This is a genomic window from Rhodopila globiformis (assembly GCF_002937115.1).
Taxonomy (GTDB): Bacteria; Pseudomonadota; Alphaproteobacteria; order Acetobacterales; family Acetobacteraceae; genus Rhodopila; species Rhodopila globiformis.
The window spans coordinates 15,625-29,326 of sequence record NZ_NHRY01000173.1; the positions used below are offsets into that span (position 1 = coordinate 15,625).

At 63.3% G+C, this 13,702-nt stretch carries 8 protein-coding genes; 5 read left to right on the forward strand and 3 right to left on the reverse strand.

What is annotated here, in order from left to right; all coding sequences use genetic code 11:
* Window positions 1–16 precede the first annotated feature (16 nt).
* The 5 genes from CCS01_RS16215 (at window position 17) to CCS01_RS34390 (ending at window position 6,637) form a co-directional block, all read left to right on the forward strand.
* Window positions 17–1,375: a lipopolysaccharide biosynthesis protein gene (locus tag CCS01_RS16215; protein WP_158258435.1), complete on the forward strand. Its 1,359-nt coding sequence runs from the start codon at window positions 17–19 to the stop codon at window positions 1,373–1,375.
* Window positions 1,376–1,415: 40 nt separating this feature from the next.
* On the forward strand, window positions 1,416–2,780 hold the full coding sequence (locus CCS01_RS16220; RefSeq protein WP_104519830.1) for an O-antigen ligase family protein: 1,365 nt from the start codon (window positions 1,416–1,418) through the stop codon (window positions 2,778–2,780).
* Entirely contained in the window at window positions 2,777–3,631 is an 855-nt protein-coding gene (locus CCS01_RS16225; RefSeq protein ID WP_104519831.1) for a class I SAM-dependent methyltransferase, read from the forward strand. The genes CCS01_RS16220 and CCS01_RS16225 overlap by 4 nt, the downstream gene beginning before the upstream one ends.
* Window positions 3,632–3,640: 9 nt before the next feature.
* Window positions 3,641–4,558 (forward strand): hypothetical protein, encoded by a 918-nt coding sequence (locus tag CCS01_RS16230; protein ID WP_146101799.1) that lies wholly within the window; start codon window positions 3,641–3,643, stop codon window positions 4,556–4,558.
* Window positions 4,559–5,314: 756 nt separating this feature from the next.
* Window positions 5,315–6,637 carry a hypothetical protein gene (locus CCS01_RS34390; protein WP_193540140.1) on the forward strand — a complete coding sequence of 441 codons (1,323 nt, stop codon included), beginning with the start codon at window positions 5,315–5,317 and terminating at the stop codon, window positions 6,635–6,637.
* Window positions 6,638–6,869: 232 nt separating this feature from the next.
* On the opposite strand, the gene CCS01_RS16240 is transcribed toward CCS01_RS34390, so the two are convergent.
* The 3 genes from CCS01_RS16240 to CCS01_RS16250 all read right to left on the reverse strand — a co-directional run bounded on the left by CCS01_RS16240 (window position 6,870) and on the right by CCS01_RS16250 (window position 12,847).
* Complete coding sequence (locus tag CCS01_RS16240) at window positions 6,870–8,624, reverse strand: tetratricopeptide repeat-containing sulfotransferase family protein (RefSeq protein ID WP_239992194.1); 1,755 nt, start codon at window positions 8,622–8,624, stop codon at window positions 6,870–6,872.
* 163 nt (window positions 8,625–8,787) lie between these two features.
* Window positions 8,788–11,565 (reverse strand): beta strand repeat-containing protein, encoded by a 2,778-nt coding sequence (locus CCS01_RS16245; RefSeq protein WP_146101800.1) that lies wholly within the window; start codon window positions 11,563–11,565, stop codon window positions 8,788–8,790.
* A 523-nt stretch (window positions 11,566–12,088) separates the two neighbouring features.
* Window positions 12,089–12,847: a helix-turn-helix domain-containing protein gene (locus CCS01_RS16250; protein WP_104519835.1), complete on the reverse strand. Its 759-nt coding sequence runs from the start codon at window positions 12,845–12,847 to the stop codon at window positions 12,089–12,091.
* Window positions 12,848–13,702: the final 855 nt, after the last annotated feature.

The window sequence follows — 13,702 nt, forward strand, 5'->3', positions numbered from 1 at the left end:
CCGTTGGCTGCCTCCCGTGAGCGGTTTGGCACGCGGCAGCGCCACGGCATTCGCGATCCACGCCACCGGCGCCGGGCTGACCTACCTGTCCCAGCTTGCGCTGGTGCGGCTTATCGGCACGGCGTCTTACGGCATCTATGCCTATGTGCTCGGAATCATGACGCTGCTGGCCTACCTGGCGGCGCTGGGCTTCGACGTATCCCTGCTGCGTTTCATTCCGGCCTATCGGTCGCAGCAGGCCTGGGGACTGGCGCGCGGCGTGGTTCGCTATGCGGAACGGCATTCCGTCAGGGTGGGGACGGCCGTCGCCATCGCCGGCGCGCTGGCCACGGCAGCATGGCATGGCCGGTCGCCATCCGGTCATGCAGGAACCTTCGTCATCGGGTTCGGGCTGGTGCCGATCCTTGCATTGCTATGGATTCGCTGCGCCGAGGTTCGTGCCTTTGGCGGCGTGGCATCGGCGCTGCTGCCGGACAGGGTGGTCCGCGACGGGCTGCTTCTCGTCGCCATCCTGCTCGGCAGCATGTTGACGCATGGCCAGTTCGGAGCGCCTGCCGCAATGACGGCCACCCTGGTCGCCGCTGCGGCAGGCCTGACGCTGTCGAGCCTGATCGCCCGGCTAAGCCTGCCGCCGTGCGTCGCCGCCGCTCCGCCCGAGCGGGCAGTCGCCACGTGGCGGCGCACGGCCGTTCCTCTTGTTACGATCGCCATGGCTGAAGTGGCGATGAATCGAACCGGCACCCTGGCGCTGGCCTGGGCGGGTCGTCCGAGCGATGCCGGTATCTACGCGCTGGTGTTCAGCCTGACCGCCATCGTCATCCTGCCCCGGATCGCCGTCAACGCACAGTTCGCCCCGATGGTAGCCGATCTTGTTGCGCGCAGCGACCGAATCGGTCTGCAGAGGCTGCTGAACCAGGCGACGCTATGGACCATACTGGGCGCGACCGGCATCGCCTGCGCCGTGCTGATGGTGGCGAGGACTCTGATGCTGCGCTGGCTTGGCGCCGACGGCCTGGCCGGGGTGCCGGTGCTGACCGTGCTGCTGGCTGGGCAGGTCGTGGCCAGCAGCGTCGGATCGCAACTGTTTCTTCTGACCATGTCCGGAAATGAGGCGCTGGCTGCGACGATCATGGCCGTCATCGCCGCCATGGGCCTGGGCGTCAGCGTCCTGGCGGTGCCGTATTACGGCCTGTTGGGAACTGCCGTGGTATCCGCGGTAGCCCTGGTCGGCATGAACGCCGCCATGGCGCTGCTGGTCTGGCGCCGCCTGGGGTTGCTGCCGGGATTTGTCGGGTTCCTGCCGATCTGGGGCAGGGGCATCGGACCGGCACGGAACGCGGGCGCAGCACCGGGTTCCGGAGGCGAAACGTGGTAGTCGGCGTTGCCAGGATCCCGGCTGCCGGAGGACATGCGGCATGAACGGCGACATCCTGCTTGCCTGCGGACTGCTGCTGTCCACCGCATCGCAGCTGCGGATCGGATCGTTGCCGATTGGCCCTGGTGAATTGTGCCTGGTGGCCTGGCTGGGGCTGCGGGTGCCGGCCTTGATGTTGCAACGCCGCTTGTCCTTCTCGCCCGCCTTTCGCCGTATGGGGGTGTTCTGGCTGTGCCTCTCGCTGTCCCTGGCACTGGGTACGCTGACCGGGCTTACCAAGGGCGAAGACTATGATCCCAGCTGGTTCCTGCACGACCTGATGGCCTATCCGCTGCTGGCCGTCGTCGCCTGCATGATGGTCATCGGACCGCAGGCGGCTGAACGGCTGCAGCGTGTCGCTGGGATGGCGACCGACATGGGCATCGTGTCGCTCTGCCTTCTGCTGGCGCTGGGCGCGGGGATCGTGACGATCCCCGGCATGGATCCCTGGTTCTGGGAACGCTTCCGCGGCTGGTCGGACAATCCCAACCAGCTCGCGGTGCTGACGCTGGGTCTTGTGCTGATCGCGCTGCATGTTGTTGAAACGGCACAAACCCTCGGGCGGTGGCTGCGCGGCATGATCTGTCTTGTGCTCGCGATCTGGGTCGGCCGCCTGTCACAAAGCGACGGCTGTACGTTCGCGATGATCGGGGCCGCGATGATCTTCATCGCGGTCAAGCTGCGGGTCTGGCTGTTCCTGCAGCAACCGAAGCGCGCCCTCCGTTCGTCCGCTGCCTGGATCGCCGTGTTCAGCCTGCCGTTCGTCGTGGCCGCGGGGGTCCCGCTCATGCTGTCGTCGCCCGACACCGCAACGACGCTCGCCGCGAGCCTGGAGAAGGGGGGCGGAAAATACGCGTCGCAGGAAGCCGAATTGCGGTTCGCCCTGTGGCGCCAGGCGCTGCGGCGAGGCCTTGAATCCGCCATGCTGGGCCTTGGCCCCGGTCCGCACCTGCAGATGCCGAGCGAGATCGCGGCGGACCACGTCGCGGGATTGGATCAGCGCGACAACATGCAGTCACCGACGCAGGGCGCGGCAGCCAATTACGAAGCGCACAACACTCCGCTGGACTTGCTGACCCAGGGCGGGCTGATTTTGGTGATCGCCTTCTTCTGGCTGCTGTTCGTTGCGTTGCGTGGGGTCTATGATGGGCGATACGCCGGCCTGACCGCGATGCTGTGCGGCCTGACGCTATTCAGCCTGACAGGCCTGATCGTCCGGCATCCGCTGGTCTGGTTCGCCATCGCGATCTGCCTTGTCTTCGGCGACCGGGCGGCACCGGGGACGGCGGGGGGGCAAAGCCTTGCAGGACCGGTGCAAATGTCAAACAAGATGGCAATTGCCAGAGCAAAACGGAGGAAGGCATGACCGTGCGCAATTTCGACGAGCGGACTGTACGATCTTTTGGTGCCGAATGGGCGCATTTCGACCAGGGCCGGCTGGCGCATGAGACAAAAACCGAAGCTCGCTTCAACGAATATTTTGGAATCTTTCCCTGGAGCACCCTGCCCGCGGCTGCGGTGGGCGCGGACGTCGGCTGCGGCAGTGGCCGCTGGGCTGCACTGGTTGCGCCGCGGGTCGGACAGTTGCACTGTCTGGATGCCAGTTACGAAGCGTTGGATGTGGCGCGCCGCAACCTGGCCTGGGCGCATAATTGCACCTTCCACCACGCCAGTGTGGACGCAATGCCGGTCGAGCCTGGCTCCCTCGATTTTTGTTACTCGCTTGGGGTGCTGCATCACGTGCCGGACCCCGTGGCGGGAATCCGGTCGTGCGTGGCGCTGTTGAAACCCGGCGCTCCGCTCCTGCTTTACCTCTATTACGCCCTGGACGACCGTCCGGGGTGGTACCGCGCCATCTGGCGCGGCGCAGACCTGGTACGCCGCATCATCGCGCGGATGCCGCTTCGACCCAAGCGCCTGGTCACGGACGTCGTTGCGCTGTTTGCGTACTGGCCGCTGGCGCGGTTTGCGGCGTTGGTCGAATTGCTCGGTGGGAATCCTGCCAACCTGCCGCTGAACTGGTATCGCGACAAGACGTTCTACACCATGCGGACCAATGCACTCGATCGATTTGGAACGCCAATCGAACACCGCTTCACTCGGCACGAAATCGAGACGATGCTGCGGGAGGCCGGGCTGACGGAGATAAGGTTCTCCGATGCGCAGCCGTTCTGGTGTGTCGTCAGCCGGCGCGGGGGCCCGCACTCGTCGGTCTGAGGAATTTCGATGACGAGAGCGACGCAGATGGTCGGGTGGCCGGCACGGGGATTGCCGTCGCGGTGGGGCCGGATTGCTGCCCTGCTGGTGCTGGGGCTTTGGCTTGTTCCCGGGCGGACCGCGGCAGCCCCGCCCAGGACGACGCTGCATTATGCACCAAACCATAATTTTGCCCTGGATGGGACGTTCCTGCCGGCAAAGGCCGGATTCAATCTGGCCGATGTCTCGGGGCCGAACGATTTCCGTCACCTGCGCCCCGGCAACAGCGCGCTGATCTGGATCGGCCGGTGCAACGGCGTGGATGAGTCGTTTGTACGGCTGATGCAGACATTCTCCGGAGTCACCAATCTGTTCGGCTTCATGCTGATGGACGATCCCGATCCCCGCTTGCTGGCCAAGGTCAGCAACCCATCCCACGCTTGTCCCGTCGACAATCTGCGAGCGGAAGTGGACTGGATCCACGCGCACTTTGCCGGCGCGAAGGCCGTGATCGTGCTGATGAACATGGGCAGTGCGTCACAGCCATCGTTCAAGGACACTTACGAGCCAAGCAACTCGCACGTGGACCTGTTCGGCCTCGCGGCGTATCCGTGCCGCACGGACCTGGGGGGCTGCGACTACGATATCATCGACCGCTATGTTGGCGCCGCGTCCGAAGCGGGAATATCATCGGACCACGTGGTCCCGATCTACCAGACCTTCGGCGAAGGAGACTGGGTTGCGGGCACCGGGCGGTACATCATGCCCGACGCGACGCAGGAGACGGCGATTCTTTCGCGTTGGCACCAACTGGTCCCGGCTCCGGACATGGACATGGCATATAGCTGGGGCTCGCAAAGGGGCGATCGCGCCTTGGAGAATTCGGCCGAGCTTCAGGCGATCTTTGCCAAGCATAACACCACCACGGCAAACGAGCTGGTGCCGTAGCGGCGTCGGCGGCGTACCATCGGCAACGGGCGAAACAGGAGAAACGCCTTGTGCCCAGGCGGTGCTCGGCGCGACGCTTCCGGAAACGTTCGTCGGCCGGCTGGCCTGCATGATTCGCGGCGTGGCATAAATGATATCCGTGTGGCTCTGCGGCTACATGCGGGTTCGGCCAGTGATTGTCATCGGCTGTGACGGTACCAATCTACCCGAGCAGTGCGCAAACCCCCGCATCGTGGCAACCGGATTAAACGGTTATGGGATCCGTACCACAGAGTGGCTGAAGTGCGCTAGTGATGCAGGGGTGAGGGATGCCAGTTACCGCTGATCACGGACGATAACATGTGAAATATTCGCTCCTTCGGTCGGATTTCATATTCACGAGATCACACTTATGCTAACCGGCGTGCAAGTCTAAGGGAGTTCACTGACTGATTGCGCTGATACTGTTCCGACCCTGACTGCCTGAGGTTGCGTGGTGGCGGAGGGTTCTTCCCGTACCACTCGTCGCAACGGCAATGGCAGACACAGCGGCGGGCGAAGGCCGGGTGATTTAATCCATATATTGGCCGGCTGGCAATATCGCCAGCCCGTACGAGGGATGTGCGGACTTATCTGTCGGTGCCGCACCAACACCTCGCCCCCGATCTGACCCGCCAAACTGCCAGCAGTCCCGACGCCGTCCCATGGTCGCCGTTCACGGCAATAAGCCGTGAGGCGCCCGGGAGTCATTGTAAACTAGCAACGGAAGACTCTGTAATGAGTAATGTCTACTCCGGGCCGACGACAACATTGCACTATGGGCCCAATGGCAACTTCAACGGCAACACCTACGCGCCGGGCGCGGACGGCTTCAACCTGGCCGACGTCAGCAGCGCCAGCACATTGTCGATACTGCCAACGGGCGTGAAGGCACTGGTTTACCTCGGGATGACGGGCGGGGTCACTCCGGCATTCGAGACCGCTGTGCAGTCGTTTCTTAAACAGCCACAGGTCTATGGCTTCTTCCTGGCAGACGAACCCATCCCGGGCGAGGTTTCCGCGGCCAATCTGAAGGCTGAGTCAGACTACATTCATCAGGTCGATCCCGGCGTCAAGACATTCATTACGGAATATAATATCTCGACGCCACAGAATCCGTCGTACGCCTTCACGCCGGCCAACACCGACATCGACCTCTATGGACTGGATCCCTATCCGGTCCGGCCGGAGTTTACCGGTGGCGTCGATTACGGCGTGATTACCGCCGCGGTGAACGCTGCCGAAGCGGCGGGCATTCCACAGGCGGATATCGTTCCCGTCTACCAGGCATTCGGCGCCTCGTCGGGTGCCTATAGCAGCTGGAGCGTGCCCACCCCTGCGCAGGCCGAGCAAATGCTGGCGACCTGGGGATCAGTCGTGCCCAACCCGGCATTCGACGTCGCCTACTCATGGGGCACCCAGGACGGGGACACGGCGCTGGCCACTGACCCGCAGCTGGCCCAGGTGTTCGCCAATATGTTCGCCTCCGAGACCGGAAGCAGCAGCGGCGGCGGTGGCAGCGGCGGTAGCGGCGGCGGTAGTGGCGGCAGCGGCACCAGCGGAAGTATCTCGGTTACGGACAACACCACGCATGCCACCACCCTGATCAAGACGACCGGCACACAGACCGTTGGCAGCGGCACGTTCAGCCTGACCGCGACCAGTGCCTCCGCGAGCCTCGGAAGTGATTCCTTCAACATAACGTTCACCAACGCCGGCAGCGTCACCCTGACGGCCGGCAGCGGCACCACCACCGTGTCGCAAAACGCCGGGGCCGGCGTCTTTACCGCCGGATCTGGCTCGCTGACGGTGACCGGAGCGAGCAATGCATCGGACACCTACAAGTTCATGTCCGGCGCCGGGAAGCTGACGATCGAGGACTTCTCGACGGCGAAGGGCGATACGTTGGATGTGGCCCGCAGCCTGCATCGTGGATTCCACGAAACGTCCGACGGCAACGGCGGCACGTTGCTGGTGTTCCCACAGGCGGGCACCGGCCATACGATCGATCTTGTCAAGGTTTCATCCCTGCCAACCAGCGCCATTCATTTCATCTCATAGGGTAATGTCAGCCCGACCGAACGGCGAGGCGATCGGGCTGACGAAAACAGCTTGCCGAACATGAGCCGGAACGCTTCCACCCGGCGTGCAAGCGCGCGGTGGCGACTGGCGGAACGCCAGCACAAGGTGCCTGTCCCGTATGCCAGGGCATGCAGGTGCCATGACGCCCGTGCGCGCATTCCGATGCTCCCGCTTGCCGCATGGCGCGCTGGCCGACTCCGGCAGGATGCCATCAGACCGTATAGCCGAGACGATGGATCACCGGCTGAAGAATTGGAATCACCGATTCCAGCTGCGCCAGGTAGTTTCGATAGCGGAAGCGCGAGCGGCTGTACAGTTTCTCGGCCACCTGCGCATAGCTGGCCGTGCGGGCATAGCGGCGATTCTCGTGAAAGCGCAGGCAGCGGTCATCGAACGGCTCGCCGATGAACCCCAGCATGCGCCGGACGCTGGCCTCCTGGCAATCGACAATATCCTCGTAACGAACCGGCAGATAGCGCAACGTCATCTCATGCCGGTAGTGGTCCACCAGGTCCATGACCAGCACATAGTGCCGCGCCGCCGTCTCCAGCTCGGACGCACAGAAGAAGCCGTGCGTCAGCCGGTTGGCGAATACCGAGAGCACCACATCCAGCGGATGCCGCAGCACATGGATCAGCGGCGCGGCGGGAAACAGCAGCGCGATCAGGCCCAGGTGCATTTCGTTCAGCGGCATCTTGTCGGTGAACCAGGCCGCTTCCGGTTCGACGAAATCGCGCTGGCGCACCTTGTCGAAATAGTAGTCCCGGAAGCTTTCAAGCCCCCGGCAATGATCCGCCATCCACAGCTCGGACAGGGCCTCGGGGTAGCCCAGGGGACTGTCGAAGATGCGCGGCATGATCGCGGCGATTTCGTTGATGAACGGCAGTTCGTCGCCGGCGGAAATCCGCGGGTGCGCCGACAGGGTCTGCTCCACCAGGGTGGTGCCGGACCGCGGGAAGCCAAGGATGAATATCGGCTGCGGCAGCGTATCGAGACCGGCGGCGCGCGGCAGGATGCCGATCCGCCTTGCGGTGAAGAAGCGCCTGAGCCTCTCTGCCAGTTGCCCGGCCTGCTCGGCCTGATAGCACTCGCCGGTTTGCAGGCGGGCGAGCCGTTTGCCGGCCTCGAATGCGGCGAACGCTTCGTCGTAACGGCCCATCTGGTCCAGCAGCGCCCCCTGTTCCAGCAGTTCATTCGGACCCAGCTCGCCGGTGCGGCTGGTTCCCGCGATGCCGTTCAGCACCTCCAGCGCCTGCTCGTAGCGTCGCATGCGGCCGAGCAGCACCGCGCGGGCCAGCCGTAGCCGCGGGTCATCCGGGAACAGCCTCTCGGCCCGGTCCAGGATAACGCTCGCCCTGTCGAACTGCCGATCGGCTTCCTCCAGGCGGGCCCAGCCGAGCAAGGTCTGCGGCACGTCCGGGGCACTGGCCACTGATTCCTCATAGAGTTGGCGTGCCGCCTGCATCTTTCCCTGATTCTTCAGGTTCCAGGCCAGGTTCGCGAGCAGGATCGGATTACGCATCCCGGACAGCGCCAGCGCGCGGCGATAGTGATGCTCGCCTGGCTGGGGCTTGTGCGCCTCGGTCAGCACCATCCCCATCAGGTTGTGCGCCTGGGCATTTTCCGGTGCGATCCGCACGGCATTGCGGGCCTGGAGTTCGGCCTCGACCAGGCGGCCGTCATCCAGCAGCAGCAACGTCAGTTCGTTGGTTGCCTGGAAGTCGTTCGGATCGAGCGCAACGAGGCGGCGAATCAGCGCTTCGGCCGCGCTTCGCTGCCCGCCGGCCTTGCGGATTTCATACAACAGGCGCAGCGCGTCGCGCTCAACCGGAACCAGCTCCAGCACATCCAGGCAGAGACGTTCCGCTGTCGGTCTGTCTCCGTTACGATGGGCCTGGACCGCACGCTGCACCAGCGGAACGAGGTGGCGGAGCGAGTCGGGCAGTGGCGGCGTCGTGGACGACAAGGCGCAGCAACTGCTGTACCGAAGTCCGCTGTCGCATGGGCAGAGGGAATTCGGATCCATGGCGTCAGGCCGGGTCTGGCCTGGTCATCAGGCAGGAGAAGCGCATGCGGCCATCATGCCACGGATCCAGCCATGATGGCACCAATGTCCCGGACCGCACGACTCAGGCGTGCTTGATGAGCGCACCGCTCGCACCGTCGGAAGCGATTTGGAACGCCCCCGAGCCCAGGCTGGATGTCTGGAACAGCAACGACGCCGCCTGGCTCGTGGTGTTGGTGATCTGCAGCAGGCCGCTCGTGCTGTTGAAATTAAGCGTCGCCCCGGCCGCGGAGAAGTTCTTAAGGTCAACCGCGGCGGACGCGAAATTTTCCAGCAATGGCCCGGTGTAGCCTGCCGTTCCGCTGCCGGTGCCGAAGGATCCGGTATTATCGATCAGCAGGTCGCTGCCAGAACCAAAGCTGATCTGGGTGTTCGTTCCAAGTGCGACCGCGACCTCCAGGCTTGCCGACCCGCCAAGCTGGAATATGCCGGTGCTGCTTGAATCGATCGCAGAACTGACGTCCAGCGAGCCGGTGATTGCGAGACTGCCGTCGTTGAGGACATTTGCCGCAGTATCGCCGCCCGTCAACGTCCAGTTTGCGCCCGAATCGACCGCAACGTTGCTGAAGTTGGCGAAACTGCTGCCGCCGATGCCGGTGATCGTGCCGCTGCCGTTTGCGGCAAGCTCCAATGTGTTGCTGCCGGAACCGCCGACAACGGCGCCGCTGAACGCGGCTCCTGGATCGACGATCAGCCGATCGGCGCCACTGTTGCCGAACATGACGGCATCGAGCCCGCCGGAGATGGTCCCGGCGTTCGTCACGGTGCCGGAACTTCCGTAGACCGCGACGCCGAAGCCGGCGCTGGTGATCGATCCGCCCGCGGCGTTCGTGACGCTGCCGCCTCCGGTCAGGTCGATGCCGATGTTGTTGCTGCCGGCAATCGCTCCGGCGTTGCTGACTGTCCCGGTTCCGCCGGTAACAAAAATGCCGAAGCTGGCGCCGATGATCGATCCGCCCGCGAGATTCCCGACCGTGCCGCCGTTCTCAAGGTCGGCCCCGGTGCCGCCGGTCGCGGTCGCGCTGATGCTGCCAGCATTTGTCAGCGCCCCGGCGCCGCCTTGGACAATCACGGCGGTGACCGGGCTTGAGATCGATCCGCCGGCATTGTTGGTCACGCTGCCGCCGGCCTCGAGGACCACGCCGTGCGGGCCGGAGATGTTGCCGGCATTGGTGATGGTCCCGGCGCTGCCGGTGACGAAAATGCCGTCCTGGCTGCCGGAAATCGAGGCCCCGGCGCTGTTCGTGACGATCGCGCCGGCCTCGAGATCGGCGCCGGCGCCACCCGCGCCACTGATGCTGCCGGCGTTGTTGAGGGTCACCAACTGCCCGGCAGAGAAGATGCCGGAGACACCGCCCGAGATCGTCGCCGTTGCAACGTTCGTTATGTTGCCGCCATCGGCGAGTTCCACGCCAATGCTGCTGGTTCCCTTGACAGTGCCGCTGTTCGAGACTGTGCCAGCGGCGCCTGAGGTGAAGATGCCGGTCCCGCCGGTGATCAGGCCGCCTGTGTTGTTGGTGATGCCGCCGCCGTCGCCAAAATCAATGCCGGCGCTGTTGCCGCTGATCGTCCCGGTGTTGGTGACCGTCCCTGCGCCCTTGTATTCGGCATAGACGCCGCTGCTGCCGCCGGTGATCGAGGCACCCGCGGCGTTGGTGACGCTGCCGCCGACGCCCAGCGCGACGCCGTCATAGGTACTGCCCGAGATGATTCCGGAATTGGCGACGCTGCCGGTGGCGCCGGTAATGAAGATACCGAACAGGCTCGCCGCAATCGATGCTTTCGCATTGTTCTGAACGCTGCCGCCGGCTTCGAGATCGGCGCCGGCGGCACCGGTGGCGTTGAGGCTGCCCGAGTTGACGATGCTTCCAGCCGTATTGCTGAAGAAGACGGCTGCCGAAGTACCCTTGATGGATCCGGTATTGGAGACGAGGCCGCCGGCCGTCATCAGGATACCTGTTTGCGCACCCGTGATGCCGCCAGCGTTGGTGACCGTGCCGGACGCGCCGGTGATGAAGACGCCGGCGCCCTTGGTACCGGTGGCCGCAATGGTCCCACCGGCATTATTGGTGACAGTGCCACCGGAAAATTCGGCTACTCCATCGTCGACGGATGCGATGACGCGGCCGGAGTTGACGATCGTGCCCAGGCCGCCCTGGGTGATAACACCATCCTCGCCGCCCAGGATCGCACTGGTGTTGGTGACGCTGCCGCCGCGGCCAAGCCCGACGCCATAGGCACCGCCGTTGATGGTGCCCTTGTTGGTAATGCTTCCGGACGCCCCGGTCACATAGATGCCCGCGCCGACGGACAGGCCGCCGCCCACGGTGCCGGTTGCGGAAATGGATCCGCCCGCGGCAATCGTTACGTTACCTCCGGCATTCAGCCCCAGGCCGTCAATGCCAGATATGAAACCCGAATTGGTGACGCTGCCCGAGCCGCCAAGCTTGATGCCGTAGCCCGCGGCCGAGGTGACCGTGCCGGAATTTCCAATGGTCCACGTCGTGCCAGACGGCGCATCGACACCGTCAACGCCTTTACCAGTGGAGGTAACCTTGCCTGTGGGTGTGATCGTAAGTGGATTGTCGGTGCTGCGGAGAACGACCGGCCCGGTGACGGAGGTTGTGATGGTCCGGCCGTTCGTCACCGCCAATGATTGGTTGAGCGGGGTCTGTATCCGCAGCGGAGAAGTGACCGGCGGTGCCGGCGGATGAGCCGCCAGGACCGGAGGCCGATGATGCTTCAGATCAATCGGTGCAGGTTTCGGCGGCCCGGGTGGCGGCGCCGCAGGCCGGACGCCGGCAAATGGACGAATGCTGCTGGCGACGAGCGGGGTTGCCATCCAGGCCCTCATTGATGGAAAACAGCGAATCCGTTTCTAGCCTGACGGAGCGCCTTCTTTGTTTAGCACGGCCACCATGAAATCAAAGCCGGATAAGGATTTAGACCAGAGGGTTTAGAACGTTCCGAACAAGGATACGGCGCGCACCATCCATCTTCAGAGGCGCGCGCCGAGGCAGTAAAGTTGCCTGGCTCGCGGAACCAGGCCCGGAACTTGCTTAATGCGCAATGGCTTCGGGATCTTCCGCGGTCTATTGGACCGGCTTCGGGCCACCGTCGCGGCGGCGGCATGCGGCTGTCTTTGCGGATCACGTCTCCGCGCAAGCAGCCGCAATCAGGATTCGCGACCGCGACTCCGGATCTGCCGACCGCCACGGCAAGAGACCGGGTCTTCCGGAAACGGGGCAGCCAAATCACTGATCCATCACCCCGAAGGACACCGATACCGCACGCGGCGCGTGCGGCTGGTCATTGATGCGTGGTGCCTTGCTATGGCTCTACCGGACGCTACTGAACTCTGCATACTATTCGATAATCTGGCTGAAGTCGAGGCCCGAGGAAACTTCCAACGGTCGCGACTTGAACCTCGCGGCGGCGATGACGGCTTCCGTGCGGTTCTGGACGTTCAATTTGCGGATTATGTGATGGACGTGAATTTTTACGGTACTGAGTGACATTCCAAGCTGCCGGGCAATCACCTTGTTGGGCATCCCAACCTCCAGCAACTGCAGCACGGCCTGCTCTCGAGCGGTGAGCGTCTGAAGAACGACCGGGCGCTCCAGGCTTATCTGCGATGACTTCGTCGTGGGAAAGCCTCTCCCGGCAATGCCGCCGTGCGGAATATAGGTTCCCCCTGCGATGACGAGCTGAAGCGCTGCCGCCGCAACTTCGGCGCTTTCGGAGGTGGGGATGTAGCCCCGCAAGTCAAGCCGATTGACAAGGTCCAGGGCTCGGTCTGCATCCTCTGGATCGATCAAGACAACAACAGGCGCCGAAGCGCGTCGACTCTGCTGGGCCGAAACCTGCTTCTCGATCCATTTTGTGTTCCAGCCTGGACGGCTGGCATCTATGAGAACAGCCGCCGGAGAGAAGGCCGCTTCATCGGAAACCGGCATGCACTGTTCGCTGCAGCAGGTCGTGAGCCATATGGCAACGCACTCGCGGATGAAGCCCCTTTGGGCGAGCACCACCACCCCGCCTTTCTGTCTTATATCAATCGTTTCCACACCGGCTGGCGACAAGTTCGTGTCCTCCGGTCCAGGCAGCCTGATTATAGTTTTCATTCCGGTTTCTTCCCAGAATCCGTCGCTAATCTTATGCACCGATCAGTATCAGCAGCCGCTTTCTGGCGTCTTTTCAACGCCGCCCATTCAATGCATGGAGAAATTTTTTGGGGCTAATTAAACCCATTACTGCATCAGACTAGAATCTGCCCGAGGACCGACAAGTTGAAGTTACCCTAACGACGGTTGCCCTCTGTTCATAGCACAACGTGTGCAGGGAGGCCATTTATGACACATTTGTGACTCATTTTTTCGGCTTTCGCACTGGCCGTACAATTTTCCGAAAGCCAGAACACGGATTCGTGCCATACCGATGCAAATCGCTAGCGATAAAATCAACGTCCGCCAGAAATCCTGATTCATGACATATTCACTGCAGACTACAAACATTCCCAGAGGCTGGAGAGGATTTACAAGAATGACCGATTTTGAACTTTGTTGTCAACATCTGTAATGTGCAACGGCGGCGCGTCATGTCATGAGTTGAGCGGCCTCGATTGTGTTGTTGTAGTTGTCGCCGCCCGCGGGCGATCTTGTGGCCGACGCTCTGCGAACGATGATGGCGGCGACCTCCGAGGCTAAAGAGCGTCCCCTCGTTCCGCTCGGTGGCGTGCAGGCCGCTAATTCAGCAGCCAGAGTCACCCCCATCTGGGATTGGCGAAGTTAGCGTGATGGCTTTGGGTGAAGCGGCTTTGTTGTTCGACGGCAGTTCTACAGCAAACCGCAGAGGCTCTTATTGGGCTCCAGGGTGGTGATCTGCCTCACCCGACCAAGCCACCGATCAGGGCGCCGAGCAGAGCTTTGCCGCGGCGACGGACGTTGTGCACGAACTGGAAGAAGCCGAGATACAGCGGC

Coding starts and splice junctions, on each gene's coding strand:
- CCS01_RS16230 (WP_146101799.1), top strand. CDS start 3,641: ATGACGAGAGCGACGCAGATGGTCGGGTGGCCGGCACGGGGATTGCCG.
- CCS01_RS16220 (WP_104519830.1), top strand. CDS start 1,416: ATGAACGGCGACATCCTGCTTGCCTGCGGACTGCTGCTGTCCACCGCA.
- CCS01_RS16250 (WP_104519835.1), bottom strand. CDS start 12,847: ATGAAAACTATAATCAGGCTGCCTGGACCGGAGGACACGAACTTGTCG.
- CCS01_RS34390 (WP_193540140.1), top strand. CDS start 5,315: ATGAGTAATGTCTACTCCGGGCCGACGACAACATTGCACTATGGGCCC.
- CCS01_RS16245 (WP_146101800.1), bottom strand. CDS start 11,565: ATGGCAACCCCGCTCGTCGCCAGCAGCATTCGTCCATTTGCCGGCGTC.
- CCS01_RS16225 (WP_104519831.1), top strand. CDS start 2,777: ATGACCGTGCGCAATTTCGACGAGCGGACTGTACGATCTTTTGGTGCC.